The following is a 25,371-nucleotide window of genomic DNA, read 5'->3' as shown; positions in this document are numbered from 1 at the left end:
TACTACGGGTTCGTAACTCTTACTCCTTGTACATAAATGTTGACCGAATCAACAGAAAGTCCAACTGTGTGAGAAATCGTATATTTGACTTTCGTTTGAACATTATGTGCGACTTCTGATATTTTTGTACCGTAGCTGACGATGATGTACATATCAATATGAATGCGGTCTTCTTTTTGACGCACAAGAACACCCCGGCTGAAGTTCTCTTTACGGAGAATATCCGTCAAGCCGTCCTTGATTTGATTTTTGGACGCCATCCCAACAATACCATAGCAATCGATCGCAGCTCCTCCTGCCACCATTGCAATGACTTCATTTGATATATCAATTTGTCCGTATTTCGTTCTAAGTTCAATGGACACATTGGTTCCCCCTTTTTGAGAAATTGCCCTGAGTTATCACTATTTTACTATAAGACCCTTCTTTTTAAAAGAAATCATTCAATCCGACCCAATCCTACTTATACTATAGCCTTGATTTTTTATCAAGATGTCAAGGTATTTTTCTTGAAAGAGGAGTAAACAATCCTTGCAAACCCCTTGAAGCTGTGGTAAATTATTAAAGTATCTTGAGGCATCTCTAAGTACGTATATGAAGAATATGATGATGTTTTCGCAGTTAGGAGGGAAACAAATGGCACGTAAATGCGTTATTACAGGCAGAAAAACAAAAGCTGGGAACAATCGTTCTCACGCAATGAACTCTACAAAACGTACATGGGGCGCGAACCTTCAAAAAGTTCGTATTCTAGTGGACGGTAAGCCTAAAAGAGTATATGTATCAGCTCGAGCTTTGAAATCTGGTAAAGTTGAGCGTGTATAAGCAAGAGTAAACGCCTGCTACAATAACTTGTAGCAGGCGTTTTTATGTGGAAATAAAGGAGATTACTCATTAATCTTTCTTAAATGAACCAAGCATCGCACGGACAATGCCGCCAAGAAATCTAGGCAGTTTGATTGTATAAAATTTCATTTTGTCCCCCTCCTAAAAGTACCGCTTGCAGCACAATTGAGCTTAATCAGCCATCCACATTGATAGGTTGGTCAATCTTTGCTTCTTACCATTATTAATATGCCTTCATGAAAAGAAAAAGTACCATTTGAGTGGATGAGTTCGTTACTAATACATAGTGTGGAACCAGGCTCAATATGACAATTTTTCAGAGGATATTTGAAACCTTTTAACGTCAGCTTTTCAACCGGTGTTCCAAAGGGTAAAAACGATACATATTTTTTATCCTGATCTTCTTTTATTTCGTATGTACCAGGTTCAAACATTTGAATGATATTTTGTTTGTCTACAAGGGTGATATTCTGCTTGTGCTGAATCCCTTTGTAAAGAAGATGGATATTTCCTAGAAAATGATCCGCCCTTCCTCCTGTAATACCATAGATGTAAATATGTGCTGGGTGCTGACTTAGTGCCCAGTTCAGCGCAAGCTCTAAATCGGTTTCATCCTTTTCAGCTTGAAATACATTCAGAGCAGGCAATTTCTCTTTCAGCTCCCGAAGCTCTTTTTCTGTCACACTGTCAAAATCACCAAAGGCTTTGGCAGGGGTAATACCGTGCTCTAGTAAGAAGAGGGTTCCACGGTCTACGCCAATCCAGAGAACATCCTCCTGTGATGCTTCACGTTCAAGTGGCGGGATGTATTCAAAAGGACCGCCGGCTACGATATGTATGTGCATGATACACGCTCCTTTCCATGTAAAAAGAACCAAAGATCACAATGACTTTGGTTCCTTCCTTTACGCTTCTCGAATTGCCTGAATCGCTGCTGCGCGGTTTTCTTTACCATATACCGCAGAGCCCGCTACTAGTAAATTAGCGCCTGCTTCTTTGCAACTCTTTGCAGTCTCTACATTGACACCGCCGTCTATTTCTATTAGTAAATCGGTTAAGCCCTTTTGTTCACTCAGTGCTTTTACTTCTTTTACCTTCGTGAGGACAGATGGAATAAATGCCTGTCCCCCAAAACCAGGGTTCACTGTCATGAATAACACAAGGTCCACATCTTCTAATACATGCTCAATGTGAGAAACAGGTGTGTGCGGATTCAAGACGACCCCTGCTTTTACACCTTGTTCTTTCATATGTTGTATTGTTCGGTGTAAGTGCGGACAAGCTTCCACATGAACAGAGATAATATCAGCGCCTGCTTTTGCGAATGCAGGAATATACCGATCTGGCTGCTCAATCATTAAGTGAACATCAAGCGGCAGACGCGTATGCGGTCTGATCGCTTCAACGACATTTGGCCCAAATGTCATATTCGGAACAAAATGACCGTCCATGACATCGATGTGAATGTAATCTGCACCGCCTTGTTCCACATCACGGATATCTTTCTCCAAATTGGCAAAATCGGCCGATAAAATGGAAGGGGCAATATAAACCATGATTTAGTACCTCGGCTTTCTGTCTTTGATTTCAGTTAAAAACTCTAAATAATGCTGATAGCGATATTCTTTGATTTGATCATGCTCGACCGCATCTTTTATCGCACAGCCAGGCTCTTTCACATGCAGGCAGCCTCGAAATTTGCAATCTGCACTCCGGTCTCTAATATCTAAAAAGTATAGACCTAGATCTTCTGCTTCGATGCCAGTAAATTCGAGCGAGCTAAAGCCCGGAGTATCTGCAATGAGCCCGTCTGCTGTTCGAATGAGTTCGACATGTCTTGTCGTATGCTTTCCTCGTCCGAGATGGGATGAGATATCATCTGTTTTCAGCGCCAATTCAGGACTCATCGCATTTAAAAGGGAGGACTTGCCTACACCAGACTGACCGGCAAATACCGTGATTTTATTGTGAAAATGCGGGGTCAGCTTCTCAATGCCATCTCCTTCAATCGTAGAGGTTAAATGAACCTCATAACCAATTTGCCGATAGTCGTCTGCATATGCCTTGATGGTTTCACGCTCTTCGTCTGTTTTCAATAAGTCAATTTTAGTGATACAGATAATCGGCTCAATATGATTGGCTTCTACAAGCACTAAAAATCTGTCTAAAAGTGAGGTGCTAAAGGCTGGTTCTGCCGCTGAGAAAACAAGTACCGCTTGATCAACGTTACTAATAGGCGGACGAACAAGTTCGTTTGTCCGTTCTTTTACTTCTAATAAGTAGCCTTCTTTATCATTGTCTGCTTGATACACGACGTAATCGCCAACAAGAGGTGTAATTTTGTTTTTTCGAAAGATGCCTCTCGCTCTGCACTGAACTACTTTTCCACTCTCTTGCGACTCATCCAGCACATAGTAGAATCCGCTTAATGCTTTAATAATTTTGCCCTCAGGCATAAAGTCCCTCCTTTATTCATCATCAGGGTATTCGATCGTTTTCGAGCTGACGACTTTATCATCAACCGTCACTTGATAATATCCTTTTTGACCTGGTTCAATCTTAAATTTAATGGTCCGTTCAGTCGGCGCAGTGATTTTAAAGCTTTCGTATGAATCAGAGATGCTATGCTCCGCATCATCAATGGAAATTTGGACATTCATCTCCTGCCCTTCCGCTTCTGGTTCATAAGGGATCTCAATCTTTTCAGTTACCGTTTTAGCTGGTTTTTCCTTCGGTCCAAGAGAGAATGTAATCTTGACCGTATCACCTGGTTTAACAGCCGTTCCTGCTCCTGGTTCCTGCTTCATGACCTCGCCTTTTGGCACATCGTCAGAATGCGCTTCTTTTTCATCGAGCTTTAAGCCGTTATCCTCTAAATAATTCGATGCCGCTTGCTTACTATACGTCGTTAAATCACGTAATGTAATATCGGCAGGACCTATGCTGACAGTCAACGTGACTTCTTCATCTGCTGCTACAAGCTCAGTATTCGCGGAAGGACTCTGTTCCATGACAATCCCAGACTCGGTGTCATTATCATTCACTTCCTCCACAACGACCTGTTTAAATCCTTTTTTCTCTAATATTTCTTTTGCTTTATCGACCTTTTCGCCTGTAACATCAGGTAATTCGGTCTTTTCCTTGCCAGTACTTTCGTAAAGCTGAATCTCTGTTCCTTCTTTGACCTTTGTGCCGATTTTCGGGTCTGTTTTGACGACGAGACCTTTTTCAATTTTCTCATCAGCGATCTCTATTGACTCCGAAGCGACGGTAAACCCAGCTTTCTTTAAGGTATCTTCTGCTTTTTCAACCGTCATGCCAGATACATCTGTGACTTCCACATCTTTTGGAAAAAGCAGCCCTGGAAACACAGTGATGGCTAAAATTGACGCAGCAGTCAATATAAATAAGATGGATGCCACAATCCATGGCCATTTTTTTCGTTTCTTTTTCGGCTTTTGTTTCTCTTTTTTCTTCGGTTTTTGAGCCGGATGGACGGCTGTTTTTTCATTGTCTTGATCGATTTGATGATCTTGAATGATTGGGATCGCTTTCGTTGCTTCATGGTCTTCTTCAATAACAAAGCGTTTTTCTTTTAATCTGGCTGGATCGAAAGCGGTTTTTAAGTCTTTTTGCATTTCAGATGCATCTTCATATCGATAAAATGGATCTTTGGCCATCGCCTTTAAAATGATGTTTTCCACGCTTTGTGGAACAGAAGGATTCCATCTTCTCACAGATGGTGGCTCTGATTGCAAATGCTTCAGTGCAACACTGACAGCCGATTCTCCTTCAAATGGCATGCGTCCTGAGATGAGTTCATAGAGCACAATCCCAAGTGAATAGATGTCTGATTTTTTCGTTGCAAGACCCCCGCGTGCTTGTTCTGGAGACAAGTAGTGCACGGAGCCTAGGACAGAATTTGTATGGGTAATGGTCGCTGAGCTGAGTGCCATGGCAATCCCAAAATCAGTGACTTTGATGTTCCCCATATTGTCTATTAATATATTGTGAGGCTTAATGTCTCGGTGGACGAGCTGTTTCGCATGGGCTTCTTCCATCGCCGCAACGACTTGCTCCATGATGCGAACGGCTTCTTTCGGATGAAGCGGGCCATTGGCGTGTATGTATTCTTTCAGCGTCATCCCTTCGACATATTCCATGACAATATAATAAATGTCATCTTCTTCCCCAACATCGTAGATGCTGACAATATTCGAATGATCTAAGCTTGCAGCTGACTGCGCTTCCCGCCGGAAACGTCTAATAAAATCATCATCGCTCGCAAAGTCAAACCGCAAAATTTTAATCGCTACTTCGCGATCTAAAATCATATCCTCCGCCAAATAGACGTTGGCCATTCCGCCTCCGCCTATGACGCGAAGAATCTGATAACGGCCGCTGATCCTTTTTCCGATCAACACTTGCTGTCACCCTCCTCTGGCTGGGAGGAGATTTCTAACAGTACTGCTGTAATGTTATCTTCACCGCCGTTGTCATTCGCTGTTTGTATTAACTCTGTTACTTTTTCCTCTGGTGCGGTCGTTTGCGTTAATATATGAGTCAAATTCTCTTCTTCTACTTTATTCGATAGACCATCTGAGCAAAGCAGGATTTGATCTCCTGGGTCCACTTCAAAAGTACGTGCATCAATTTGAACACGTTTATCTGTTCCTAATGCTTTCGTGAGCACATTTTTTCTTGGATGATATTCTGCATCCGCTTTTGAAATTTCACCTGTTTTCACAAGCTCATTTACGAGTGAATGATCATCTGTTAATTGGGTCAGCGCTCCTTCTCTTAGCAGGTAGCAGCGGCTGTCTCCAATATGCGCAATTGTGACCGTTTGCAAATGAACGAGCGCGCATACAATAGTCGTCCCCATTCCTTGGCACTCCTCATTGTTTTGCGCATGTTCATAAACTTGGTCATTAATGTCACTGATTTTTGAGATTAACCAGCTTTCTTGATCGGCTGGCTTTTCTGGAATTGAAGATGTTTCTTCCCAGTATTCTTTTAAAGAAGAGACTGCCATCTTGCTGGCGACATCACCAGCAAGATGACCTCCCATGCCGTCTGCTACAACAGCGAGAAGTGAATCTTCTTTTGCTTCAAAAATACCTGCATCATCTTCATTATGCTGACGGACTTTTCCTGTATCGGTAAGAAAGGCTGCCCTTATCAACATTCGTCACCTCGTCTCTTCCTGACGCTCCTTCGCTCTTAGCTGACCGCAAGCAGCATCAATGTCATGGCCTTGCTCTCGTCTAATCGTTACGTTTACGCCTCGTTCTTTTAGCGTTTTTTCAAATAGGAAGATTTGTTCTCTAGGTGTTCTCACATAATCTCTCTCTGGTACATAGTTCACCGGAATGAGGTTCACGTGGCACTTGATTCCTTTTAATAGGTCTGCAAGTTCTTCTGCATGGTGAACTTGATCATTTACTCCGCCAAACAGGCCGTATTCAAAGCTGACACGTCTACCCGTCTTTTGAATGTAGTATTCGATGGCTTCCATTAATTTTGGCAGCTTATATGCCTTATTAATCGGCATTAGGCGGCTTCTGATCTCTGTGTTCGGTGCGTGCAATGACACAGCAAAGTTGATTTGCATTTGCTCATCAGCGAATTGATAGATCTTTGGAATGATTCCGCTTGTCGAAACCGTAATATGGCGTGCACCAATATTTAAGCCATGATCATGGTTGATGATTTTAAGGAAAGCAAGCATTTCTTCAAAGTTATCAAACGGCTCGCCAATTCCCATGATGACAACAGAGCTGACTCTCTCGTCTGTTTCGTCAAGTGCCTGCTGTACTTTTAATACTTGTGCAACGATTTCTCCGGCTTCAAGGTTTCGTTTTAAACCGCCGAGTGTAGATGCACAGAATGTACAGCCAATTCTACAGCCAACCTGTGTTGTCACACAGACAGAGTTTCCATATTCATGACGCATAAGCACTGTTTCAATTGTATAACCATCATGCAGTTCAAATAAAAACTTGATCGTTCCGTCTTGAGACGTTTGTTTGATCACGGTTTTTAATGTTGTGATTGTAAATTGATCTTTTAATTTTTCTCTTAAATCTTTGGAGAGGTTAGACATTTCATCAAAGGATGTCACACGTTTCTCATAAAGCCACTCAAAAATTTGAGCTGCGCGGAAAGGCTTTTCGTCTTGTTCTTTTAACCATTCTTTCATTTCGTGAAGCTCAAATGAATAGATCGACGGCATATCTGTTTTCAGTTCTTTTCTTACTTTTTGTTCTGTCATTTTTTATCCCTTCTTTCTCATGCTGCAAATAAAGAAACCATCTGTTCCGAAATAATGAGGAAGAATTTGCACACTTCCGTTTTGAACAAACGGAGCAACCTGCTCAGGCAGCCGTTCATTAAGAGATAGATCGGGTTCGAAGTCTTGGTGTTCTTGTAAAAACGCATGAATCACTTGTTGATTTTCTGTTGGGTCCATTGTACATGTACTATATACAAGGGTTCCGCCAGGCTTTAAAAGCGGAGCTGTTTCTTTTAAGATTGCCTGCTGAATTGAAGCAAGCCTTGCTGAGTCTTCTGGAGACTTTGTATATTTCATATCTGGTTTTCGTCTAATGACGCCAAAACCAGAACACGGCGCATCAATCAGAATCCGGTCAAATGAAGCTTCGCTGTAATCGTCTTTTGCCTTCCTTGCATCAAGCGCTTTTGCTTCAATCTGAGTAAGGTTCAGGCGTTTTGCTGCTTGTTTGATGAGTTTCACTTTATGTTCGTGCAAATCAAGTGAAACAATTTGTCCTTCGTCGTTCATACGCTCTGCGATATGTGTTGATTTTCCGCCTGGAGCCGCACAGGCGTCAAGCACAGCTTCTCCTGGCTGAGGGTCTAGTGCTCTTGCGACAAGCATTGAGCTTTCATCTTGAATGGTCACATAGCCTTCTTGAAAAGAAGGAGTTGAAACGATAGACCCTTTCATCAGCTTAAGTGCATCTTCAGATAAGTCGCCAAGCTCCGTTTCAATTCCGGCATCCAGCAGTTCTTGCTGCAGTGCTGTGCGCTCCGTTTTCATTCGATTGACACGAAGGGTTTGCTTTGGCGGTACTAAATGAATGCGGCACATGCTTTCTGCCGCTTCAAATCCGTACGACTGAACCCATTCCTGCACGAGCCATAATGGGTGGCTTGTCTCAATCGAAAGCCGCTTGACTGGATCTTTGATGTCATCAAAAGCCGGAACGCCTTCTCTTTGCACGGATCGAAGAACGCCGTTCACAAGTGAAGAAATGCCCTTGTGCCCTCTCTTTTTCGTTAGCTCAACCGCTTCATGGATGGCTGCACGATCTGGAATCTTTTCAAGGTAGACCATTTGATAAAGGGACATCCGCAAAAGCTGCATGACCCACGGAGCCACCTTTTGCGGTTTTTTCACAAATGGTGCCAGCATATAATCTAATGCCAGCTTGTTTTGCAGTGTACCGTACACAAGCTCTGTTAAGAGCGGTTTGTCCTGATCAGCCAAGTCTTTGTCTTTCATGACTGACTGCAAAAGCAAATTACTATAAGCTTGGTTTTGTTCGAGTTTGATTAAAGCGTCCAGCGCTACTTCTCTCACATTACTTTTCTTCATTTATTAACCCTAATTTCTGTCCCATTTCGATATTTGCGCCTCTTAGGAAGTCTTCGCCGCTCATTTTTTTCTTACCAGCTGGCTGCACACCTGTTAATAAAAGGCCTTGTTTATTCCCAGTTCCAATGACTGGACCTTCTTTTTGAAGCTCAATCACTTTCCCAGGTTCTTCTTGCGTTTCGAGTGGAACTTTTTTCGCTTCCCATACTTTTAGATGAGCCCCGTTCCATTCAGTATAGGCAACTGGCCACGGATTTAAGCCGCGAACTTGGTTGTAAAGCTCTTCTCCGGTCTTTGTCCAGTCTAACCTTTCCTGCTCTCGCTTTATATTAGGTGCATACGTTGCCGCTTCTTCATTTTGCGGAATTGGAGAAATAGATCCGCTCAGAACATTCGGCACAGTATCTTTCAATAGTGCGGCGCCTGCTACACTTAATTTATCATGTAATGTACCGACATTGTCTAATTCGTCGATTTCCACTTCTACTTTACTGATCATGTCCCCTGCATCGAGCCGTTCCACCATGTACATGATCGTGACGCCTGTTTTCTTTTTGCCTTGAAGGATCGCATAATGGATCGGCGCGCCCCCTCTTAGTTCTGGCAGCAGCGAGGCATGTACATTGATACAGCCAAACTGAGGTTCATCTAGTAATCGTTTTGGTAGAATTTGTCCAAATGCCGCCGTGACAATTAAATCTGGCTTTAAGGCAAGCACTTTATCAATTTCTTCATCAAGGCGTACCTTTTCAGGCTGCAAGACCGGAATGCCGTGCTTTAAGGCTTCTACTTTCACAGGAGGCGGCGTGAGTACTCGTTTTCTGCCTTTCGGGCGATCTGGCTGCGTGACGACCCCGACAACTTCGTATCCTTCTGTTATAAGTGTCTGCAGCACAGGTACTGAGAAATCAGGGGTTCCCATAAATACAATACGTGCCATTTTCTTCACCCTTCCATTTCCGCAAGTTCTTTTTCTGTATAAGTTTGAATGATTTTCGACGTGAATAATATCCCGTCTAAGTGATCAATTTCGTGCAATAAGGCTCTTGCTAAAAATCCTTCTGCTTCTATTGTAAATGGTTTGCCTTTCTTATCAAAGGCTTTTACCTTCACATAGCTCGGTCTTTCTACTGTGCCGTATAAAGATGGAAAGCTCAGGCAGCCTTCAATATCTGTTTGACTTCCTTTCACTTCAAGAACCTCGGGATTCACTAAATCAATTCTGCCCGTTTCTTCTCCGATATCGACAACAGCAATTCTTTGTGAAATGCCGATTTGTGGTGCTGCTAGTCCGACTCCATCTAGCTCAAGCATTGTATCATACATATCATCAAGCAGTTTTTTGAGCTTTTTATCGAACGTATCGACAGGCTCTGCCTTTTGTTCGAGTACTTCAGCCGGATGCATGACTATTGGTTTGACTGCCACTTAAAGCCCTCCGTTTTACATCATCATATATGGATTCATATCTATTGAAATCATCAATTGTTTTTGTTCCATTTCCTTTTGATAATGATCTTGTATTTTCCGTAGTAAACTTGCCAGTTCATTTTCCCTTTTGTATTTTATCACGCATTGATATCGATATCTATCTTTGATCTTAGCGATTGGTGATGCAGCCGGACCAAGAATTCTTGTATTCGGTGCACAGTTCATTTTTAGGAACTGAACAATTTGATCCGTGACATGCGCTGCCTTCGTCACTTCCTCATGTGATACTGTCACCATCGCCAAAAAGTAATACGGCGGATAGGACTGGTGGCGGCGATGCAGCATCTCCTGTTCATAAAAGGCTTCGTAGTCATGCTGCTTCGTTAATTCAATACTATAGTGAGAAGGCGTATACGATTGAATGATCACAGAGCCCGCTTTTTCATGTCGTCCTGCCCTGCCGCTGACCTGCGTGAGAAGCTGAAATGTTTTTTCACTTGAACGGAAATCAGGGATATGAAGAGACGTATCCGCACTTAGAACACCAACAAGTGTGACATCTGGGAAATCTAGCCCTTTTGCAATCATCTGCGTCCCGAGCAAAATATCTGCTTCTTTATTGCCAAAAGATGTGAGGAGCTTTTCATGAGCACCTTTACGAGACGTTGTATCTACATCCATTCGGATGACTCTTGCCTCTGGCAGTACTTTTGCCAGCTCTTCTTCTACACGCTGTGTACCCGTACCAAAATAGCGAATATGCTCACTATGGCATTCTGGACATTCAGCTGGCACCGGTGCCTCGTGACCGCAATAATGGCATTTCAGCCGTTTTTGATAGCGGTGATAGGTGAGAGAAATTTCGCAATGAGGACATTGCTCCACATATCCGCAATCACGGCACATCACAAAGGATGAATAGCCCCTTTTATTCAGAAATAAGACGGCTTGTTCTTTTCTTTCAAGCACTTCCTTTAATCTGAGCATTAATTCTTCTGAAAACATGGACCTGTTGCCATTTCTCAATTCTTCTCTCATATCAATTAACGAAACGTGCGGCAGCTGCTGCTGGTTGACTCGGTTTTTGAGCGTCAGCAATGTAAACACGCCTTTTTTGGCACGCGCGTAGGTTTCAAGTGAAGGAGTTGCACTACCTAAAACAACTGGGCATTGATGCCTTTTGGCTCGTTCAATGGCGACGTCCTTGGCATGATAACGAGGCATTTCCTCTTGTTTATAAGAAGATTCATGCTCTTCATCTATGATAATCATGCCTAGATTTTCAAATGGTGCGAAAACAGCCGATCTCGCGCCCACGACAAGTTTGACTTCCTTGCGGTGGATTTTCCGCCATTCATCATATTTTTCCCCTGTCGATAATCCGCTATGAAGTACAGCCACATTTGAACCGAATCGTTCTTTAAACCGCTGAACCATTTGAGGGGTTAACGAGATTTCTGGAACGAGGACGATCGCTTCTTTTCCTTTTTGTAGGGCATGATCAATCGTCTGCAAGTATATTTCCGTTTTACCGCTTCCTGTCACCCCGTGCAGCAGAAAGGTTTCATGCCGGTCATCACTGACTGCTTGATGTATATGTTTTGCCGCTTCTGCTTGTTCTGGCATAAGGTCAAGTGAAGCAGAAGGTGTAAATGCCCGGTCACGATAAGGATCCCGGTAGACCTCTTCATAGCTTTCTGTTAGCAGCCCTTCTTGAATAAAGGTTTTAAGCGATTGAGAACTCGCGCCTGTTTGCTGCTGCAAGTCTTTCGCTAAAAAGGTCGTCTCACTCGCTTGAAGCAAAAAGGAGAGCAGAGCCTTTTGTTTCACCGCATTTTTTTTCAGCTGCTGCTGTTTTTCTTCAAGCTTATCTTTTGATGCAGCTAGTTGGAGCGTGCGCACTTTTTTCTTTCCAGATTTTTGGGAGACGTGATACCTTACCTCTAGATGACCTTTTTGGACATGCTTTTGAATCTGTTTTAGTTGTTCGGCTGGGATGTCAGCGTAAAGAATGCTGTCTCGCTGACCGAAAAGCTCTTTCAATGACTGCGGAAGTTCTTCATCTGACAGCACTTGAATTTCTTTTTCATACTTCGCCTTCATGGCTGCAGGCAGCATCGATTGAAGTGCCGTAATGTGATAGGACAATGTTTTTTCCGTCAGCCAGTGGGAAAGCTCCAATAGCTCATCTGTCAGAACAGGTGATAAATCAAATAAATCGACAATGTCCTTTATGCTTCCTGTTTTTACGTCTGTTTCTTCTTTGACTTTTGTCACAAACCCTTGAATCTTCCTCGGGCCAAAGGGAACGACCACCCTCATTCCCGCTTTGACGAGATCTTTGAATCGATCTGGTACACGGTAATCGAATGGCCGGTCAATGGCTTTCGTTGTGACATCTACGATGACTTCAGCAATCATGCTCGATCACGCTCTTTTGGCAACAGCTGTTTTGCCTCCTTTAAGATTTCAAAAGCGAGGTCTTTTTTGCTCATCATTGGCAGTTCTGTTGTTGTACCATCTGCTTTGATGATTGCTGCTACATTTGTGTCTGTGCCAAACCCTGCACCTTCTTTTGTGACATTGTTGGCCACAATCATATCTAAATGCTTGGATTCGATTTTCTTTTTCGCATAATATTCTACATCCTGCGTTTCAGCTGCAAAACCGACAAGCACTTGATGCTCTTTTCTTTTCCCCAGCTCTTTTAAAATATCTTTTGTCCGGGTGAATTCAATTTCTAAGCCGCCGTCCTGTTTTTTCATTTTATGAGGATATGAGGTCACAGGGGTATAGTCGGCGACTGCTGCTGATTTAATGACAAGGTCCGCTTCCTCGTACACAGCTAATGCGGCTTGATACATGTCCTCTGCCGATTCAACGTGCACCACATGTACATGATTAGGTGCCGTTAAAGAAACAGGTCCTGAAATAAGCGTGACATCAGCCCCCATTTGCTGCGCAGCCTCTGCAATTGCATAGCCCATTTTTCCTGACGATCGATTTGTAAAGAAACGCACAGGATCGATGACTTCTCGTGTAGGTCCTGCTGTCACCACGACTTTTTTACCTGAAAGCGGTAAGTTTTTTGGCTCTTCGAAAAATGCACGGATGTGCTCAACTATTTTTTCAGGCTCCTCTAATCGCCCTTTTCCAATATAGCCACAGGCTAAATAACCTTCACTCGGTTCAATAAACCGGTAGCCGTCCTCATATAATGTGCGAATGTTCCGCTTTACAGCCGGGTGATCATACATATGCACATTCATAGCTGGTGCGATCCACACAGGAGCAGTTGAAGCAAGTAAGGTCGTCGTGAGCATATCATCTGCAAGCCCTGCCGCCATTTTACCAATCGTATGTGCTGTTGCAGGGGCAACAAGAATGAGATCGGCCCAGTCAGCTACGTCAATATGCGCAATGACTTTTGGATTGTTTTCTTTAAATGTATCCACATACACCTCATGTCGAGACAGAGCTTGGAAGGTAAGCGGAGACACAAACTCACGGGCAGATTCTGTCATAATCACTCTTACATTTGCGCCTGCTTGTACGAGTTTACTAGTAAGTGCAGCTGCTTTATATACGGCGATTCCTCCGCTGACGCCGAGCAAAATATTTTTTGACTGTAACATTTGTTTGTCCCCCTTAACGGCCTTTTTCACAAATTCGTCTACAATTCAAAAAAGTCAAAACCAATCATAGTTTTGACTTTTTTGAACGTATCGTATCTGCATAGCAGAAGCGATGTGTTATTCTTGATCCTCTTTTTCAAATGTCAAAAGACCGGCATCGATTTCTTCAAGTGCTTTACCTACAAATTTGTAAGATTTCGTATTTTCGATTTGCTGATCTTGGTGGATCTGCATTTCACGTGCACGGCGTGCAGATACTGTCACAAGTGTGTATTTTGAATCAAGTTTGTTCATCAATGAGTCAATTGAAGGATCTAACATAGTTTATTCTACCCCCAGCATTTTTTTATATCTTGGTGCGACTCTGTCTCTGCGCAGGTGTTCTGCAAGGACGATCGCTTTGATTCTTTCACAAGCAAGCTCGACATCATCGTTTTCCACGACATAGTCGTAAGCATCCATCATTTCAATCTCTTCTTTTGCAGCAGCCATTCGATTTCGAATGAGCTCCTCAGACTCTGTACCACGTGTAATGATGCGGTTCTGAAGTTCTGAAAGACTAGGCGGTGCAAGGAAAATAAAAAGACCTTCTGGGAATGCTTCTCTTACTTGAAGTGCACCTTGCACTTCGATTTCAAGGAAAACATCTTTTCCTTCGCTTAATGTCTGTTCTACATAGTCAACAGGCGTGCCGTAGTAATTCCCGACATACTCTGCCCATTCTAACAGCTTTTTGTTTTCAATCATATGTTCAAATTCTTCCCTGGATTTAAAGAAATAATCGACACCATTTCTTTCACCTTCACGCGGTTTACGTGTTGTCACAGAAATTGAGTATTCAAATTTCGTATCTTCCTGGGAGAAAATGGCTTGTCTGACCGTTCCTTTTCCAACTCCCGAAGGTCCAGAGAGAACGATTAAAAGTCCTCTTTCTTTCATAATGGCGTATTACCCCTGCCCTTCATCTATGATTTCTTCTTTTACAGAAAGTCTTTGCGCGACAGTCTCAGGCTGAACGGCAGATAAGATGACATGGTCACTGTCCATAATGACAACAGCACGGGTTCTTCTTCCGTATGTAGCATCTATGAGCATGCCTCGATCTCTTGCGTCTTGTATCATTCGTTTAATCGGTGCTGATTCCGGACTGACGATCGAAATCATCCGATTCGCTGAAATGATGTTTCCAAATCCGATATTGATCAACTTTATGGTCATCTTCTAACGTCCCCCTGTATTATAAACGTCTCTAGTCTCGCCGAAAGAGACGTACTGTAAACAGCATACACAATGACTATTCTATATTCTGCACTTGTTCTTTTATTTTTTCAATAGCACTTTTCATTTCAACCACCAGCTTAGTTAAATGATGATGGTTCGCTTTTGAGCCAATGGTGTTCACTTCACGGTTGAGCTCCTGTACAAGAAAATCAAGTTTTCTGCCAGCAGCACCGCCTTGCATCAAGATTTGCTGGAATTGCTGAAAGTGACTTTTCAATCTCGTAATCTCTTCTGTAATGTCACAGCGGTCAGCAAAGATCGCAGCCTCTGTTGTCAATCTGCTTTCGTCAAGCGCCTCTCCGATCCATTCTTGCAATCGCTGATTGAGCCTGTCTTTATACTGACTCACAACCTCGGGTGCAAAGACTTTGATTTCTTCTGTATAGGCCTCTAATTCAGAAAGCCTCAGCTCACAGTCTTTTTGAAGTGATGTTCCCTCCTGCTCTCTCATGAAGCAAAGCTCCTTGACAGCCGTTTCACAAGCTTCCATCAGCAATTGCTCTAATTGCTCATTTCGGCTAGCCGATTCTTCTACTTGAACGGCATGCTCCAGCCCCAGTAAGTCATGTGCATGCTGAATGCCTGAAATGTGATAGCGTTTCTCGAGATCTTTTGCGGCTTTCATGTATTCATCAAGCAGCGGCCAGTCGATCTGCAAGGACCGGCTTGCTAGTTTACCGCCTTCAATCGTAACAAACAGCTCAATTCTACCGCGCTGCACGTGACGAAGAATGATTTTTTTTAATGTGTCTTCGAAATATAAAAGCGGCCTCGGCAAACGGGCATGAACCTCTTTAAAACGGTGATTGACCGATTTTAGCTCAACTGACACTGTCAGTTCTCCATCCGTTTTACTCGCTTGGCCGAATCCCGTCATACTGCGTATCATGTCAAAACACCCAATTCTTTCATATTAATAAAATGAAAAAGGTAATAGCAGACACTATTACCTCAAAATTATACCATAACGAATTATTTTTTTCTTGTCAAAAGTGATCCTGCCAGTAAAAAAGTTGGCAGTGCAGACATACCGATGATCAGCAGCCAATCAATTGGTGCAATCGCCACCGTTTTGAAAATCGGCTGAAGCGGCGGATAATAAATGACCACAAACATCAGTAAAAGTGATGACAAAACCGCACCGATTAAGTAGAGATTCCCGAATGGATTGCGTTCAAAGATGGATCGTTCACTGCGGCAGTCAAATACATGAATGAGCTGCGCCAACACAAGCGTACTAAATGCAACAGTCTGTGCATATGGCAGGTTGTTTGGATCACGGTGATACACAAACATAAATGCTAAAAGGGTCGCAAGTCCAATGAGGAACCCTCTAGATACAACCTTCCAGCCGAGCCCTCTAGCAAAAATCCCCTCTTTCATATTCCTCGGCTTCCTTTTCATGACATCGCCTTCTGGCTTATCCATACCAAGCGCCATCGCCGGGAGACCATCTGTGACGAGGTTGACCCATAAAATTTGAATAGGAACGAGAGGAAGCGGAAGCGCTAGAAGCATCGCAAACAGCATAACCAAAATTTCTCCCACATTTGATGCGAGCAAATAGCGAACAAACTTACGAATGTTTTCATAAATATTCCGGCCTTCTTTAATGGCCGATTTAATGGTCGCAAAGTTGTCATCAAGTAAAATAAGAGAGGACGCTTCCTTGGCTACGTCTGTTCCAGTGATGCCCATGGAGATACCGATATCTGCTTGCTTAATTGCAGGCGCATCATTGACCCCGTCACCTGTCATCGCTACAATATGTCCATTTTTTTGATAGGCCTTCACAATTCTCAGCTTATGCTCCGGTGATACCCGTGCAAAGACGTATACATTTTCAGCCGTTTGCTCAAGCTCTTTGTCACTCAGCTGATCCAGCGCTTTTCCGTCGAGCACCTTTCCTTGCTTTGGTAAAAGGCTCAAGTCTTTTGCGATCGCTTTGGCTGTTTCCACGTGATCCCCTGTAATCATGACTGTTTTTATGCCCGCATCCCTGCACTCTTTAATCGCTCGTCTCACTTCAGGACGAGGCGGGTCGATCATGCCCTCTAGTCCGATAAATGTTAAATCAGTTTCAGCCTGCTGGACAGTGGTGATTGTTTCGGTCAGACCAACTTTTTTATACGCAATGGCAATCGTTCTCAGCGCTTGTCTTGCTAAACCTTGAATCGCAGCCTCTGTTTCTTGCCTGTGAGTGGCTGAAAATGAAGCTGTGCGTCCGCCATGCATGATATGGCTTGAACGGTTCATCAGGACATCCGGCGCACCTTTTGCAATGACGTACCGCTCTTTTTGATTCGTTTCGGCGACGACTGACATCATCTTTCTTTCTGAATCAAAAGGAAACTCTTCTACCACGTGAAATCCTGCTTCGATGAATTGCTCTGTAAAACCCGCTTTACGTGCTGCGGTGAGAAGTGCACCCTCTGTCGGATCACCATCAAGCCTCATTTCGCCATCTTTTTCAACGATGGTCGATGTATTACAAAGCGCCCCATATAATAACACCTTTTGCAGGCTTGGATGTTTGTCTACATGGACAAGTTCTCCGTTCAAGGTGAAATCACCAGATGGCTCATAGCCCGTACCAGAAATATTCCACGTTTTGCCCTCTGCCCATACATGGGTCACAGTCATTTTATTTTGCGTCATGGTTCCTGTTTTATCTGAGCAAATGATCGACGCGCAGCCAAGAGTCTCCACCGCTGGGAGCTTTCTGACAATCGATTTTTGTTTGATCATCCGCTGCACTCCTAAGGAAAGTGCGACGGTAACAATTGCCGGCAGGCCTTCGGGAATGGCAGCAACCGCAAGTGATACTCCCGCCAGGAACATATGATACAAATCATGTCCTTGCACAACGCCAAGAACCACAACGAGCACCGTTAAAAATAAAGCAGCCACAATGAGGATTTTCCCCAGCTGTTCGAGACGTCTTTGCAGTGGTGTTTCCATATTCCCTGCAGCATCCAGCATGCCGGCAATTTGCCCCATCGCTGTATTCATTCCTGTACCAATGACAATGCCCACGCCGCTTCCTCTAGTGACAAGCGTCCCCATAAAGGCCATGTTCGTCAAATCTCCAAGCGAGACATGATTGCTAGAAAGCGGACTTGCGTGTTTGACTGCTGGGATGGATTCGCCAGTGAGAGCAGACTCCTCGATTTCCAGGCTCTTTGTTTCTAGTAATCTAATATCTGCCCCAATCCGGTCTCCGCTTGAAAATTTCACAATATCCCCTGGCACGAGATGTTTAGATGGGATCTTGATCCATTCATTATTTCTCCTTGCATACACATGTGGGGTTGATAATTCCTTTAGTGCTTGAAGGGATTTTTCCGCCCGGCGTTCTTGATAAAAGCCGAGCACTCCATTAATCAGAACAATCGCTACAATGGCTACTGCATCAATGTATTCGCCTAGAAAAGCAGAAATGATCGTTGCTGCAAGCAAGATTAACACCATAAAGTCTTTAAATTGCGCTAAAAAAATGATCAGAGCTGACGCCTTTTTCCCTTCTTGCAATTCATTTGGCCCGTGTTTTTCAAGCCGTTTTTGTACATCTTTTTCTGACAGTCCGTCACCTATCGATGTATTCATTGTTTTTAATAAATCGGTTTGGTTCAGTTCATGCCAATTCATTTGACCTCGTCCACTCCTCTTTTGTTCTCTCTCATATGCAGTGTTCTATAAGCCAGTTTATTCAGACTCGTCCTAAATCATGCTATAATAATAAGACTGCCTAAAGAACGAGAAATGGAAGGTTCTTTCAGTAGATTTGTGTGAAAGAAGAGGGTGTATCCAACATGTCATTTGACGGCATTTTTACATATGGTATGACAAATGAATTGCAAGAGACATTAACTGGTGGAAGAATTTCAAAAATTCATCAGCCATATAAGCACGAGTTGATTTTTCATATCCGGGCAAACGGAAAGAATCATAAGCTCCTTTTATCCGCTCATCCGAGCTATGCTAGAGTGCAGCTCACAGAGCAGCAATATGACAATCCAAGCGAACCTCCAATGTTTTGTATGCTCCTTAGAAAGCATCTTGAGGGCGGATTTATTGAGCGTTTTGAACAAATTGGATTTGACCGGGTGATCGTACTTCATGTACGAAGCCGCAATGAAATTGGCGACGAACAGACGCGAAAGCTCTACATTGAAATCATGGGAAGGCATAGTAATTTGATTCTTGTCGAAGATGATACGCAGCAGATCATCGATGGCTTGAAGCATCTTTCTCCATCTGTAAACAGCTATCGAACAGTGCTTCCTGGGCACGAATACCTTCTGCCGCCTGCGCAGCAAAAATTAAATCCGTTTGCAGTAACGAAGGACGATATTTTAAAGCATTTACGCTTTCAAGAAGGAATGATCACAAAGCAAATTGTCGATACATTCTCTGGGGTTTCTCCGCTGTTTGCAAAGGAAGCTGTTCACAGGGCCGGTCTTGCCAATCAGGAAACAATTCCAAATACACTAGTCGACATGTTCCAGCTGATTCGCATGCATTCCTTTACCCCGCAGCTGACAAGAAAAGATGGAAAGGAGTATTTCTATTTATTAGAACTACAGCATGTCCAAGGCGAGATGAAGACATTCGACTCTCTCAGCCAGTTGCTTGACCGCTTTTATTTCGGCAAAGCTGAAAGAGACAGAGTGAAACAACAAGCGTCTGACCTTGAACGGTTTGTCGTAAATGAAAAAAAGAAAAATGAAAACAAGCTCAAAAAACTGAACAGAACCCTTGAAGAATCTCAAAATGCCCATAAATACCAGCTCTATGGCGAATTGCTAACAGCCAATATCTATGCCATCAAAAAAGGGGATAAAGAAGCGACTGTCATCAATTATTATGATGAAGATGGTGGAGAGATCACGATACCGCTCAAAACAAACAAAACCCCTTCTGAAAATGCGCAAGCATATTTCACAAAATATCAAAAGGCAAAAAATGCAGTGGAAGCGGTCAATGAGCAAATTGAGCGGACGCATGAAGAGATTGCTTATTTTGATGAGTTGATTCAGCAGCTGTCCTCTGCCTCACCGAAGGATTTAGAGGAAATGAGAGAAGAGCTTGTTGAAGGGAAATATTTACGCGCCAAACAAAAGCGCAACGCCAAAAAGAAAAAAACGGCGGCCATTCAGCTTGAAGCGTATGAATCGTCTCAAGGGATTCCGATATTAGTCGGAAAAAACAACAAACAAAACGAGTATTTAACCACAAAGGCGGCTGCCCGTGACGATATTTGGCTGCACACGAAAGATATTCCTGGATCACATGTCGTCATCCGTCATCAAACGCCTGATGAACAGACGCTGCTTGAAGCGGCTCAAATCGCTGCCTACTTCTCGAAGGCAAAGGAGTCGAGCTCCGTTCCTGTCGATTACACGAAAATCCGGCATGTGAAAAAACCGAATGGAGCCAAGCCCGGATTTGTGACGTATGATCAACAGCAAACATTATTTGTCACGCCTGACGAAGATGTGGTTCTAAAGCTGCGAAAATAATAAAAGCCGATAAAATCCTTTCAAGAGATTTTATCGGCTTTTTCTTTGTTGTTTTTTTCTTTCGATATAGAGAGCATCAAGTGCATCTACATCCTCTTGTTCAAGCAATGCCTCAATTTCCGCAGCCAGCTGTTTTGTCAGGGCTGGGCTTGCACCGCTTGTAGAGACTGAAATCGTCACTTTCCCTGCTTTGACCACCTTTGGCACGATCACATTGCCAAGCTCTGATTGGCTCACACAATTCACAAGCTGGTGAGGCCGTGCTGTTTGTGCAATCCATTCATTTACCACCGGATCATTTGTAGCAGCGACAATGAAAAATGCATCCTCTACATCTTGAGCTTCCACTTTCTTTTCTTTCCAATTCAGGTTGTATGTATCAATGAGACGCGCCATCTCTTTAGAAATATCAGGACTCACGATGGTGATATGGCAAGGCTCTATGCATAGCACCTCTGCCCTTCTTGCGGCTATTTTTCCACCGCCGGCGATGAGCACTTGTTGATTGGTTAAATCAAGATGGACTGGAAGCATGGCTTTCTCCTTGGAAATGAAACACATCGTCTTTGTTTAAAATGGTTTCTTGCACGCGTTCAATATAAGCTGCTTTTACATGCGGATGAAAGCCAATATACCGGCATACCCGGACAGCTTTCAGCCTCTCTCTCGCCTGAGCCGCTTCGCTTTCAATCTCTTTCATTAAAATACCCGTAAACAACAAGTAAGGAACGAGATAAACAGGCGCATCATCATCTGCTGTTAATTGCGCAAGAACATCTCGATAATTTGGCTCACATGCCGTAATAAAACATGGCAAGACCTCAGCAAGAGGAAGCAGGCGCCGGACATCGTCCGCAATGCCAAACACATCTCGCTTCACATCTGGATCAGAGCTTCCGCGGCCAATTAAAAGAATCCGTGCTTTCCCGCCTTGATATCCTGCTTCTTCAATTCTTGCAGCAACTGCTTTTGTCACTTCTTGATTGACCCCAATTGGTTTCCCGTATGTGACCTTCACTTGCGGGTATCGTTTTTGAACTTTCTCAATCTCAACTGGAATATCCGATTTAGCATGCATAGCAGTTAAAAGGAGGAGCGGGACGATCGCAATGTGTGTAGCTCCTTTGTTCACACAGGCTTCAAAGCCTTCCTCTATAGAAGGGGCTGTTAGTTCTAAAAAACAAATTTCTTGTATTTCGGCTTCTACTAACGGCATACAGCTTTTCATAAAAGAAATGGCTTTATCTTGTGCTTCTTTTACCCTGCTTCCATGCCCAACATAAAGTACAGCTTGTTTCATGCGGCTCCTCCCTCTCACTTGTATTATTCAGACGAAAAGACACGATCAATGTACGTGTCTTGTCTTTATCAATCTCATTTCTCAATAAGGGCAGGTTCAAACCAGTTCAGCTTTTGGTGAAAATGAACGACATCTCCAACAACTATTAAGCTTGGATGCTCGATGCCTTCTTTTTCAACGGTTTCAGACAGTGTCGCCACAGTGCAGCAAGTCGTCTTTTGCCTTGTCGTGGTTCCCCAGTGTATAAACGCTGCTGGCGTTTCTGGATCACGTCCATTTTTTATAAGAAGCTGCTGCACTCTTTCTACGTTTTTGACGCCCATGTAAATCACAAGGGTATCAATCCCTGTAGCCAGTGCCTCCCACTTTTCTTCAAAATGCTCATCCTTTTGATAGTGACCCGTGACAAACGCAACATTTGAGCTGAATTCACGGTGCGTCACGGGAATGCCTGCATAAGCAGCTGCTGCAATACCAGAGGTAATCCCCGGGACAACTTCATATGGAATTCCGTGCTCAGCTAAGCATTCGATTTCTTCACCGCCTCGGCCAAATACAAAGGGGTCGCCGCCTTTCAGACGGACGACAACATTCCCTTCCTTTGCATGGGTCACAAGGGCTTCATTGATGGCTTCCTGTCTCATCGTATGATGATTCGGGAGCTTGCCGCAATAGATTAATTCCGCCTCGGGTTTGGCGTGGGCGAGTATTTCTTGATTGACAAGACGATCATATAAAATGACATCTGCCTGCTGTATTGCCTTAAGGGCTTTTAATGTAATTAAGTCTGGATCCCCAGGTCCAGCCCCCACAATGTATACTTTCCCCATCGTGCTTTTCTCCCCCTGCCATCAGGCGATTATTTCGCTTTTCCCTTTACATAATCAACAAGACGCTGTTTGGACTCTTCACGCGATAATTCACCTGTATCTAGAACAAGCTCAGGTGCAGCTGGCTCTTCATACGGTGAATCAATCCCGGTAAAAAATGGAATTTCGCCATTTCTAGCTTTTTTATATAACCCCTTTGGGTCACGCTCTTCGCATACGTTCAGATCACATTTCACAAACACTTCGTGAAATTCTCCCGCTTCAACTAACTGTCTGACAATGCGGCGGTCTTCTTGAAATGGTGAAATAAAAGCCGTGATGACAATCGTTCCTTGCTCAACAAATAATTTCGCCACTTCTCCGATACGTCGGATGTTCTCTTTTCTGTCATCATCTGAAAACCCTAAATCTTTATTCAATCCATGCCGCACATTATCGCCATCAAGAACAGTGACTTGATAACCTTGTTCAAACAGCTCTCTAGCCGCTGCATTTGCAATTGTAGATTTACCTGATCCACTTAGACCTGTGAGCCAAATAATGCCGCTTTTATGATTGTTTTTCTGTTGATATTCTTTTTTTGTAATAGATGAATCATGCCACACGATATGTTCGTTGCTCATGTCATACCCTCCCATTAAGATACCGTCGTTTTTAATCCTTCGATTAATGTTTCAATGACTTCTTTTCGGCTGAACGTGCTTGGCGGTAATTCTCCGTTTCTCAGCATCGTTCGAACCTTTGTACCTGAAAGAATGACATGCTCGCTTTTATCGTGAGGACATGTTTTTGGTGTTGCCATTGCTTCACATGTATTACAGTAGAAGCTATGTTCAAATTTTAACGGGGTAATGCCAATTTCTTCGCTTGTAAATTGTTCAAATAACTCCTGCGCCTCGTATGTGCCGTAATAATCACCAACACCTGCATGATCTCTTCCCACAATAAAGTGAGTACAGCCGTAATTTTTACGAACAAGCGCGTGAAAGATTGCTTCCTTTGGTCCAGCATAACGCATTGCCGCAGGAAAAACACCTAAAAAGACGCGATCCTTTGGGTAATAACCGTTCAATAACACTTGATAGCTTTTCATTCTCACGTCTGCCGGAATATCGTCTGATTTTGTTTCACCGACAAGTGGATTTAAAAACAAACCATCGACGGTTTCAAGTGCTGTCTTTTGAATATATTCATGGGCACGGTGAACAGGGTTTCTCGTTTGGAAACCAACAATCGTTTTCCAGCCGTTCTCTTTAAAATGACGTCTTGTTTCTTCCGGCTCATACGTAAATTGAGGGAATGGTTTTTCGCTTCGTTTCGTCAGTGTAATTTTACCACCAATGTACGTATCACCGCGTTCAAATAATTTTTTCACGCCTGGATGATTGCGGTCATCAGTTTTATACACATTCACCGCTTCTTTTTCCTTATCTGGTGTGTATTGATCCTCTACTTCAATCACGCCATATACAGTTCCATTATACGATAGACGCACAATCTCGCCTCGATGGATTTTCGCTGCCTTTTCCTTTGTCACTGGCAGTGTAATAGGAAGAGACCAAACGACACCACTTGCTAGCCGCATACTGCTCACAACCGCTTCATAATCAGCTTTTGTTAAAAACCCTTCAATTGGACTATACCCGCCAATTGCTATGAGTTCAAGGTCTGCAAAAGAGATAGCATCTAGTTCAATTTCCTTTGCAGCCGTGCTGAGGTCATACTCTTCATTTACTCGATTAATTAATACGCCACCATGTGGTGTTAAACTCATTTGTTCATCTTCCTCTCAATGTTCATATTTATTAGATGTAAATAGTCGGATTTGTCGTTAAATCCCGCCGCCCTGTTCATGAATCGAGCTGCTTTCATTTTTGACTGCCTTCATCAGACTTAGCGCACCAAGTGAGGCAAGCAGTACACTCATCATGATAAAGATAGAGTAATAGTCCCCTTTTAAGAAAAGACTCACTAGCAAATACGATAGACTAAGTGATAAAAAGGGTGATACTACCCACACTTTCAGCATTTTTTTCACCACATGTTTATGAAAAATATTAGGTCCGCCTTTTGCCATGCCAAGCCCAATGATAGACGAGGAGGTGATTTGGGTAAGTGGAACTGGCAGCCCAAAAATAGAGCTGACGATGACAAGTCCAGCACCGGTACCGGAAAGCAATATCCCTTCGCCCGTTTGATAGCGGGTAATTTTCTTTCCGTTTGTTTCTAGTACTCTTCTACCAAGCAAGAGGGCTCCAATGGCGACGAAGATTCCGCCGTAAAGTGTTCCTTGCCCAACTGACAAAACGCCCGCGGCAACAAGTGGACCGACTGCATTTGCCACATTGTTCATACCTGCCGAAAATGCTTCTAAAAATCCACTAAGGATTAAAACAATGGATAAAATAAATGTTCCTTTTTTAGACAGCTTACGTTTAGGGAACATTCTGATGATTTTGACTACAACAAAGGTAAAAAGAAAGGCGACAAGCGGAATGATGACCCAAAATGCCACAATGACTAAAATGGATTTCACATACAATACTTTATATGCGACCGCGACACCAACTACAGCTCCTACTGTCACCTCACTCGTTGATAAAGGGATGGCCATCAGATTCGCTATAAAGAGTGATAATGCAGCAGAACCAATAATAATACAAACAATTTCAAGTGTAATGACGGATTCAGGCATAATTCCAGAGCTAATCGTTTTGACAACCTCACCACCGCCAATAACTGAACCTGCTAAAATCCCAACTGCACATACACTGAGTGCATAGATCGGCTTTCGAATCGCACCTGATCCGTACGCGATACCCATCGAAGCTGCTGCACCACTCGCGCCAATGTTTAGAGCGAAAAATAAACTAAATAAAATTGCGGCAATTTCCATACACTATGC

26 protein-coding genes are annotated in these 25,371 nt (G+C 43.3%); 2 read left to right on the top strand and 24 right to left on the bottom strand.

The genetic code is table 11. From position 1 onward, the window contains the following. Positions 1 to 2: 2 nt before the first annotated feature. Positions 3 to 365 carry an Asp23/Gls24 family envelope stress response protein gene (locus MKZ05_RS07800; RefSeq protein WP_003211680.1) on the bottom strand — a complete coding sequence of 121 codons (363 nt, stop codon included), beginning with the start codon at positions 363 to 365 and terminating at the stop codon, positions 3 to 5. 271 nt (positions 366 to 636) lie between these two features. Between MKZ05_RS07800 and rpmB the strand changes: the two genes are divergently transcribed. Then, on the top strand, positions 637 to 825 hold the full coding sequence (rpmB, locus tag MKZ05_RS07795) for a 50S ribosomal protein L28 (RefSeq protein WP_003212514.1): 189 nt from the start codon (positions 637 to 639) through the stop codon (positions 823 to 825). A gap of 69 nt (positions 826 to 894) precedes the next feature. Here the strand turns inward: rpmB and spoVM are convergent, their stop codons facing one another. The 17 genes from spoVM to MKZ05_RS07710 form a co-directional block, all read right to left on the bottom strand. Then, positions 895 to 975 carry a stage V sporulation protein SpoVM gene (gene spoVM, locus MKZ05_RS07790; RefSeq protein ID WP_008354550.1) on the bottom strand — a complete coding sequence of 27 codons (81 nt, stop codon included), beginning with the start codon at positions 973 to 975 and terminating at the stop codon, positions 895 to 897. A gap of 71 nt (positions 976 to 1,046) precedes the next feature. Continuing rightward, entirely contained in the window at positions 1,047 to 1,691 is a 645-nt protein-coding gene (locus MKZ05_RS07785; protein ID WP_003210934.1) for a thiamine diphosphokinase, read from the bottom strand. Positions 1,692 to 1,751: 60 nt separating this feature from the next. Next, the gene (rpe, locus tag MKZ05_RS07780) at positions 1,752 to 2,402 is read right to left on the bottom strand and encodes a ribulose-phosphate 3-epimerase (RefSeq protein WP_050945061.1); all 651 of its coding nucleotides are present in this window, start codon (positions 2,400 to 2,402) and stop codon (positions 1,752 to 1,754) included. A gap of 3 nt (positions 2,403 to 2,405) precedes the next feature. After that, positions 2,406 to 3,302 carry a ribosome small subunit-dependent GTPase A gene (gene rsgA / locus MKZ05_RS07775; RefSeq protein ID WP_050945062.1) on the bottom strand — a complete coding sequence of 299 codons (897 nt, stop codon included), beginning with the start codon at positions 3,300 to 3,302 and terminating at the stop codon, positions 2,406 to 2,408. Positions 3,303 to 3,314: 12 nt separating this feature from the next. Beyond that, the gene (gene pknB, locus MKZ05_RS07770) at positions 3,315 to 5,270 is read right to left on the bottom strand and encodes a Stk1 family PASTA domain-containing Ser/Thr kinase (RefSeq protein ID WP_003212486.1); all 1,956 of its coding nucleotides are present in this window, start codon (positions 5,268 to 5,270) and stop codon (positions 3,315 to 3,317) included. Further along, the gene (locus MKZ05_RS07765; RefSeq protein WP_044141946.1) at positions 5,264 to 6,034 is read right to left on the bottom strand and encodes a Stp1/IreP family PP2C-type Ser/Thr phosphatase; all 771 of its coding nucleotides are present in this window, start codon (positions 6,032 to 6,034) and stop codon (positions 5,264 to 5,266) included. The genes pknB and MKZ05_RS07765 overlap by 7 nt, the downstream gene beginning before the upstream one ends. 3 nt (positions 6,035 to 6,037) lie before the next feature. After that, positions 6,038 to 7,120: a 23S rRNA (adenine(2503)-C(2))-methyltransferase RlmN gene (rlmN, locus tag MKZ05_RS07760; RefSeq protein ID WP_003212089.1), complete on the bottom strand. Its 1,083-nt coding sequence runs from the start codon at positions 7,118 to 7,120 to the stop codon at positions 6,038 to 6,040. A gap of 3 nt (positions 7,121 to 7,123) precedes the next feature. After that, the gene (rsmB, locus tag MKZ05_RS07755) at positions 7,124 to 8,467 is read right to left on the bottom strand and encodes a 16S rRNA (cytosine(967)-C(5))-methyltransferase RsmB (RefSeq protein WP_226805172.1); all 1,344 of its coding nucleotides are present in this window, start codon (positions 8,465 to 8,467) and stop codon (positions 7,124 to 7,126) included. After that, positions 8,454 to 9,407 (bottom strand): methionyl-tRNA formyltransferase, encoded by a 954-nt coding sequence (fmt, locus tag MKZ05_RS07750; RefSeq protein ID WP_212045854.1) that lies wholly within the window; start codon positions 9,405 to 9,407, stop codon positions 8,454 to 8,456. Before fmt ends, rsmB begins: the two co-directional genes overlap by 14 nt. A gap of 5 nt (positions 9,408 to 9,412) precedes the next feature. Further along, positions 9,413 to 9,895: a peptide deformylase gene (gene def / locus MKZ05_RS07745; protein WP_050945066.1), complete on the bottom strand. Its 483-nt coding sequence runs from the start codon at positions 9,893 to 9,895 to the stop codon at positions 9,413 to 9,415. A gap of 15 nt (positions 9,896 to 9,910) precedes the next feature. Then, on the bottom strand, positions 9,911 to 12,319 hold the full coding sequence (gene priA / locus MKZ05_RS07740) for a primosomal protein N' (protein WP_137054645.1): 2,409 nt from the start codon (positions 12,317 to 12,319) through the stop codon (positions 9,911 to 9,913). Continuing rightward, a complete protein-coding gene (gene coaBC / locus MKZ05_RS07735; protein ID WP_065097254.1) occupies positions 12,316 to 13,533 on the bottom strand; it encodes a bifunctional phosphopantothenoylcysteine decarboxylase/phosphopantothenate--cysteine ligase CoaBC in 1,218 nt (405 codons plus the stop codon). Before coaBC ends, priA begins: the two co-directional genes overlap by 4 nt. Positions 13,534 to 13,650: 117 nt before the next feature. Next, the gene (gene rpoZ / locus MKZ05_RS07730; protein ID WP_003211647.1) at positions 13,651 to 13,854 is read right to left on the bottom strand and encodes a DNA-directed RNA polymerase subunit omega; all 204 of its coding nucleotides are present in this window, start codon (positions 13,852 to 13,854) and stop codon (positions 13,651 to 13,653) included. Positions 13,855 to 13,857: 3 nt separating this feature from the next. Next, positions 13,858 to 14,472, bottom strand: a complete 615-nt coding sequence (gene gmk / locus MKZ05_RS07725) for a guanylate kinase (protein WP_003212381.1) — start codon at positions 14,470 to 14,472, stop codon at positions 13,858 to 13,860. A gap of 9 nt (positions 14,473 to 14,481) precedes the next feature. Continuing rightward, on the bottom strand, positions 14,482 to 14,751 hold the full coding sequence (gene remA, locus MKZ05_RS07720; RefSeq protein WP_008344898.1) for an extracellular matrix/biofilm regulator RemA: 270 nt from the start codon (positions 14,749 to 14,751) through the stop codon (positions 14,482 to 14,484). A 76-nt stretch (positions 14,752 to 14,827) separates the two neighbouring features. Then, positions 14,828 to 15,703 carry a YicC/YloC family endoribonuclease gene (locus MKZ05_RS07715; protein WP_003211878.1) on the bottom strand — a complete coding sequence of 292 codons (876 nt, stop codon included), beginning with the start codon at positions 15,701 to 15,703 and terminating at the stop codon, positions 14,828 to 14,830. An 83-nt stretch (positions 15,704 to 15,786) separates the two neighbouring features. Beyond that, positions 15,787 to 18,462, bottom strand: coding sequence for a calcium-translocating P-type ATPase, SERCA-type (locus MKZ05_RS07710; RefSeq protein WP_339162084.1), 2,676 nt, complete (start codon positions 18,460 to 18,462; stop codon positions 15,787 to 15,789). A 164-nt stretch (positions 18,463 to 18,626) separates the two neighbouring features. On the opposite strand from MKZ05_RS07710, the gene MKZ05_RS07705 reads away from it, so the two are divergent. After that, on the top strand, positions 18,627 to 20,336 hold the full coding sequence (locus MKZ05_RS07705) for an NFACT RNA binding domain-containing protein (RefSeq protein WP_339162082.1): 1,710 nt from the start codon (positions 18,627 to 18,629) through the stop codon (positions 20,334 to 20,336). Positions 20,337 to 20,366: 30 nt separating this feature from the next. On the opposite strand, the gene MKZ05_RS07700 is transcribed toward MKZ05_RS07705, so the two are convergent. The 6 genes from MKZ05_RS07700 to MKZ05_RS07675 form a co-directional block, all read right to left on the bottom strand. Continuing rightward, entirely contained in the window at positions 20,367 to 20,870 is a 504-nt protein-coding gene (locus tag MKZ05_RS07700) for an NAD(P)-dependent oxidoreductase (protein WP_339162080.1), read from the bottom strand. Further along, positions 20,851 to 21,636, bottom strand: a complete 786-nt coding sequence (locus tag MKZ05_RS07695; protein WP_339162077.1) for a sirohydrochlorin chelatase — start codon at positions 21,634 to 21,636, stop codon at positions 20,851 to 20,853. Before MKZ05_RS07695 ends, MKZ05_RS07700 begins: the two co-directional genes overlap by 20 nt. 74 nt (positions 21,637 to 21,710) lie before the next feature. After that, positions 21,711 to 22,466: a uroporphyrinogen-III C-methyltransferase gene (gene cobA, locus MKZ05_RS07690; RefSeq protein WP_050945074.1), complete on the bottom strand. Its 756-nt coding sequence runs from the start codon at positions 22,464 to 22,466 to the stop codon at positions 21,711 to 21,713. 29 nt (positions 22,467 to 22,495) lie between these two features. After that, complete coding sequence (gene cysC, locus MKZ05_RS07685; protein ID WP_003212173.1) at positions 22,496 to 23,089, bottom strand: adenylyl-sulfate kinase; 594 nt, start codon at positions 23,087 to 23,089, stop codon at positions 22,496 to 22,498. Between the two features lie 14 nt (positions 23,090 to 23,103). Next, a complete protein-coding gene (sat, locus tag MKZ05_RS07680) occupies positions 23,104 to 24,240 on the bottom strand; it encodes a sulfate adenylyltransferase (protein ID WP_339162074.1) in 1,137 nt (378 codons plus the stop codon). 57 nt (positions 24,241 to 24,297) lie between these two features. Continuing rightward, positions 24,298 to 25,362 (bottom strand): inorganic phosphate transporter, encoded by a 1,065-nt coding sequence (locus tag MKZ05_RS07675; RefSeq protein ID WP_253622630.1) that lies wholly within the window; start codon positions 25,360 to 25,362, stop codon positions 24,298 to 24,300. Between the last annotated feature and the right edge of the window lie 9 nt (positions 25,363 to 25,371).

It is taken from the genome of Bacillus sp. FSL M8-0277 (genome assembly GCF_037975305.1).
In the GTDB taxonomy this organism is placed as follows: Bacteria; Bacillota; Bacilli; order Bacillales; family Bacillaceae; genus Bacillus; species Bacillus pumilus.
This window is presented reverse-complemented; position numbering and strand designations above follow the sequence as displayed.

Excerpts from the sequence above, each read along its gene's own strand:
- rpmB (WP_003212514.1), top strand. The coding sequence starts at position 637 with ATGGCACGTAAATGCGTTATTACAGGCAGAAAAACAAAAGCTGGGAAC.
- spoVM (WP_008354550.1), bottom strand. The coding sequence starts at position 975 with ATGAAATTTTATACAATCAAACTGCCTAGATTTCTTGGCGGCATTGTC.
- MKZ05_RS07785 (WP_003210934.1), bottom strand. The coding sequence starts at position 1,691 with ATGCACATACATATCGTAGCCGGCGGTCCTTTTGAATACATCCCGCCA.
- rpe (WP_050945061.1), bottom strand. The coding sequence starts at position 2,402 with ATGGTTTATATTGCCCCTTCCATTTTATCGGCCGATTTTGCCAATTTG.
- rsgA (WP_050945062.1), bottom strand. The coding sequence starts at position 3,302 with ATGCCTGAGGGCAAAATTATTAAAGCATTAAGCGGATTCTACTATGTG.
- MKZ05_RS07765 (WP_044141946.1), bottom strand. The coding sequence starts at position 6,034 with ATGTTGATAAGGGCAGCCTTTCTTACCGATACAGGAAAAGTCCGTCAG.
- rlmN (WP_003212089.1), bottom strand. The coding sequence starts at position 7,120 with ATGACAGAACAAAAAGTAAGAAAAGAACTGAAAACAGATATGCCGTCG.
- rsmB (WP_226805172.1), bottom strand. The coding sequence starts at position 8,467 with ATGAAGAAAAGTAATGTGAGAGAAGTAGCGCTGGACGCTTTAATCAAA.
- fmt (WP_212045854.1), bottom strand. The coding sequence starts at position 9,407 with ATGGCACGTATTGTATTTATGGGAACCCCTGATTTCTCAGTACCTGTG.
- priA (WP_137054645.1), bottom strand. The coding sequence starts at position 12,319 with ATGATTGCTGAAGTCATCGTAGATGTCACAACGAAAGCCATTGACCGG.
- coaBC (WP_065097254.1), bottom strand. The coding sequence starts at position 13,533 with ATGTTACAGTCAAAAAATATTTTGCTCGGCGTCAGCGGAGGAATCGCC.
- rpoZ (WP_003211647.1), bottom strand. The coding sequence starts at position 13,854 with ATGTTAGATCCTTCAATTGACTCATTGATGAACAAACTTGATTCAAAA.
- gmk (WP_003212381.1), bottom strand. The coding sequence starts at position 14,472 with ATGAAAGAAAGAGGACTTTTAATCGTTCTCTCTGGACCTTCGGGAGTT.
- remA (WP_008344898.1), bottom strand. The coding sequence starts at position 14,751 with ATGACCATAAAGTTGATCAATATCGGATTTGGAAACATCATTTCAGCG.
- MKZ05_RS07715 (WP_003211878.1), bottom strand. The coding sequence starts at position 15,703 with ATGATACGCAGTATGACGGGATTCGGCCAAGCGAGTAAAACGGATGGA.
- MKZ05_RS07710 (WP_339162084.1), bottom strand. The coding sequence starts at position 18,462 with ATGAATTGGCATGAACTGAACCAAACCGATTTATTAAAAACAATGAAT.
- MKZ05_RS07705 (WP_339162082.1), top strand. The coding sequence starts at position 18,627 with ATGTCATTTGACGGCATTTTTACATATGGTATGACAAATGAATTGCAA.
- MKZ05_RS07700 (WP_339162080.1), bottom strand. The coding sequence starts at position 20,870 with ATGCTTCCAGTCCATCTTGATTTAACCAATCAACAAGTGCTCATCGCC.
- MKZ05_RS07695 (WP_339162077.1), bottom strand. The coding sequence starts at position 21,636 with ATGAAACAAGCTGTACTTTATGTTGGGCATGGAAGCAGGGTAAAAGAA.
- cobA (WP_050945074.1), bottom strand. The coding sequence starts at position 22,466 with ATGGGGAAAGTATACATTGTGGGGGCTGGACCTGGGGATCCAGACTTA.
- cysC (WP_003212173.1), bottom strand. The coding sequence starts at position 23,089 with ATGAGCAACGAACATATCGTGTGGCATGATTCATCTATTACAAAAAAA.
- sat (WP_339162074.1), bottom strand. The coding sequence starts at position 24,240 with ATGAGTTTAACACCACATGGTGGCGTATTAATTAATCGAGTAAATGAA.
- MKZ05_RS07675 (WP_253622630.1), bottom strand. The coding sequence starts at position 25,362 with ATGGAAATTGCCGCAATTTTATTTAGTTTATTTTTCGCTCTAAACATT.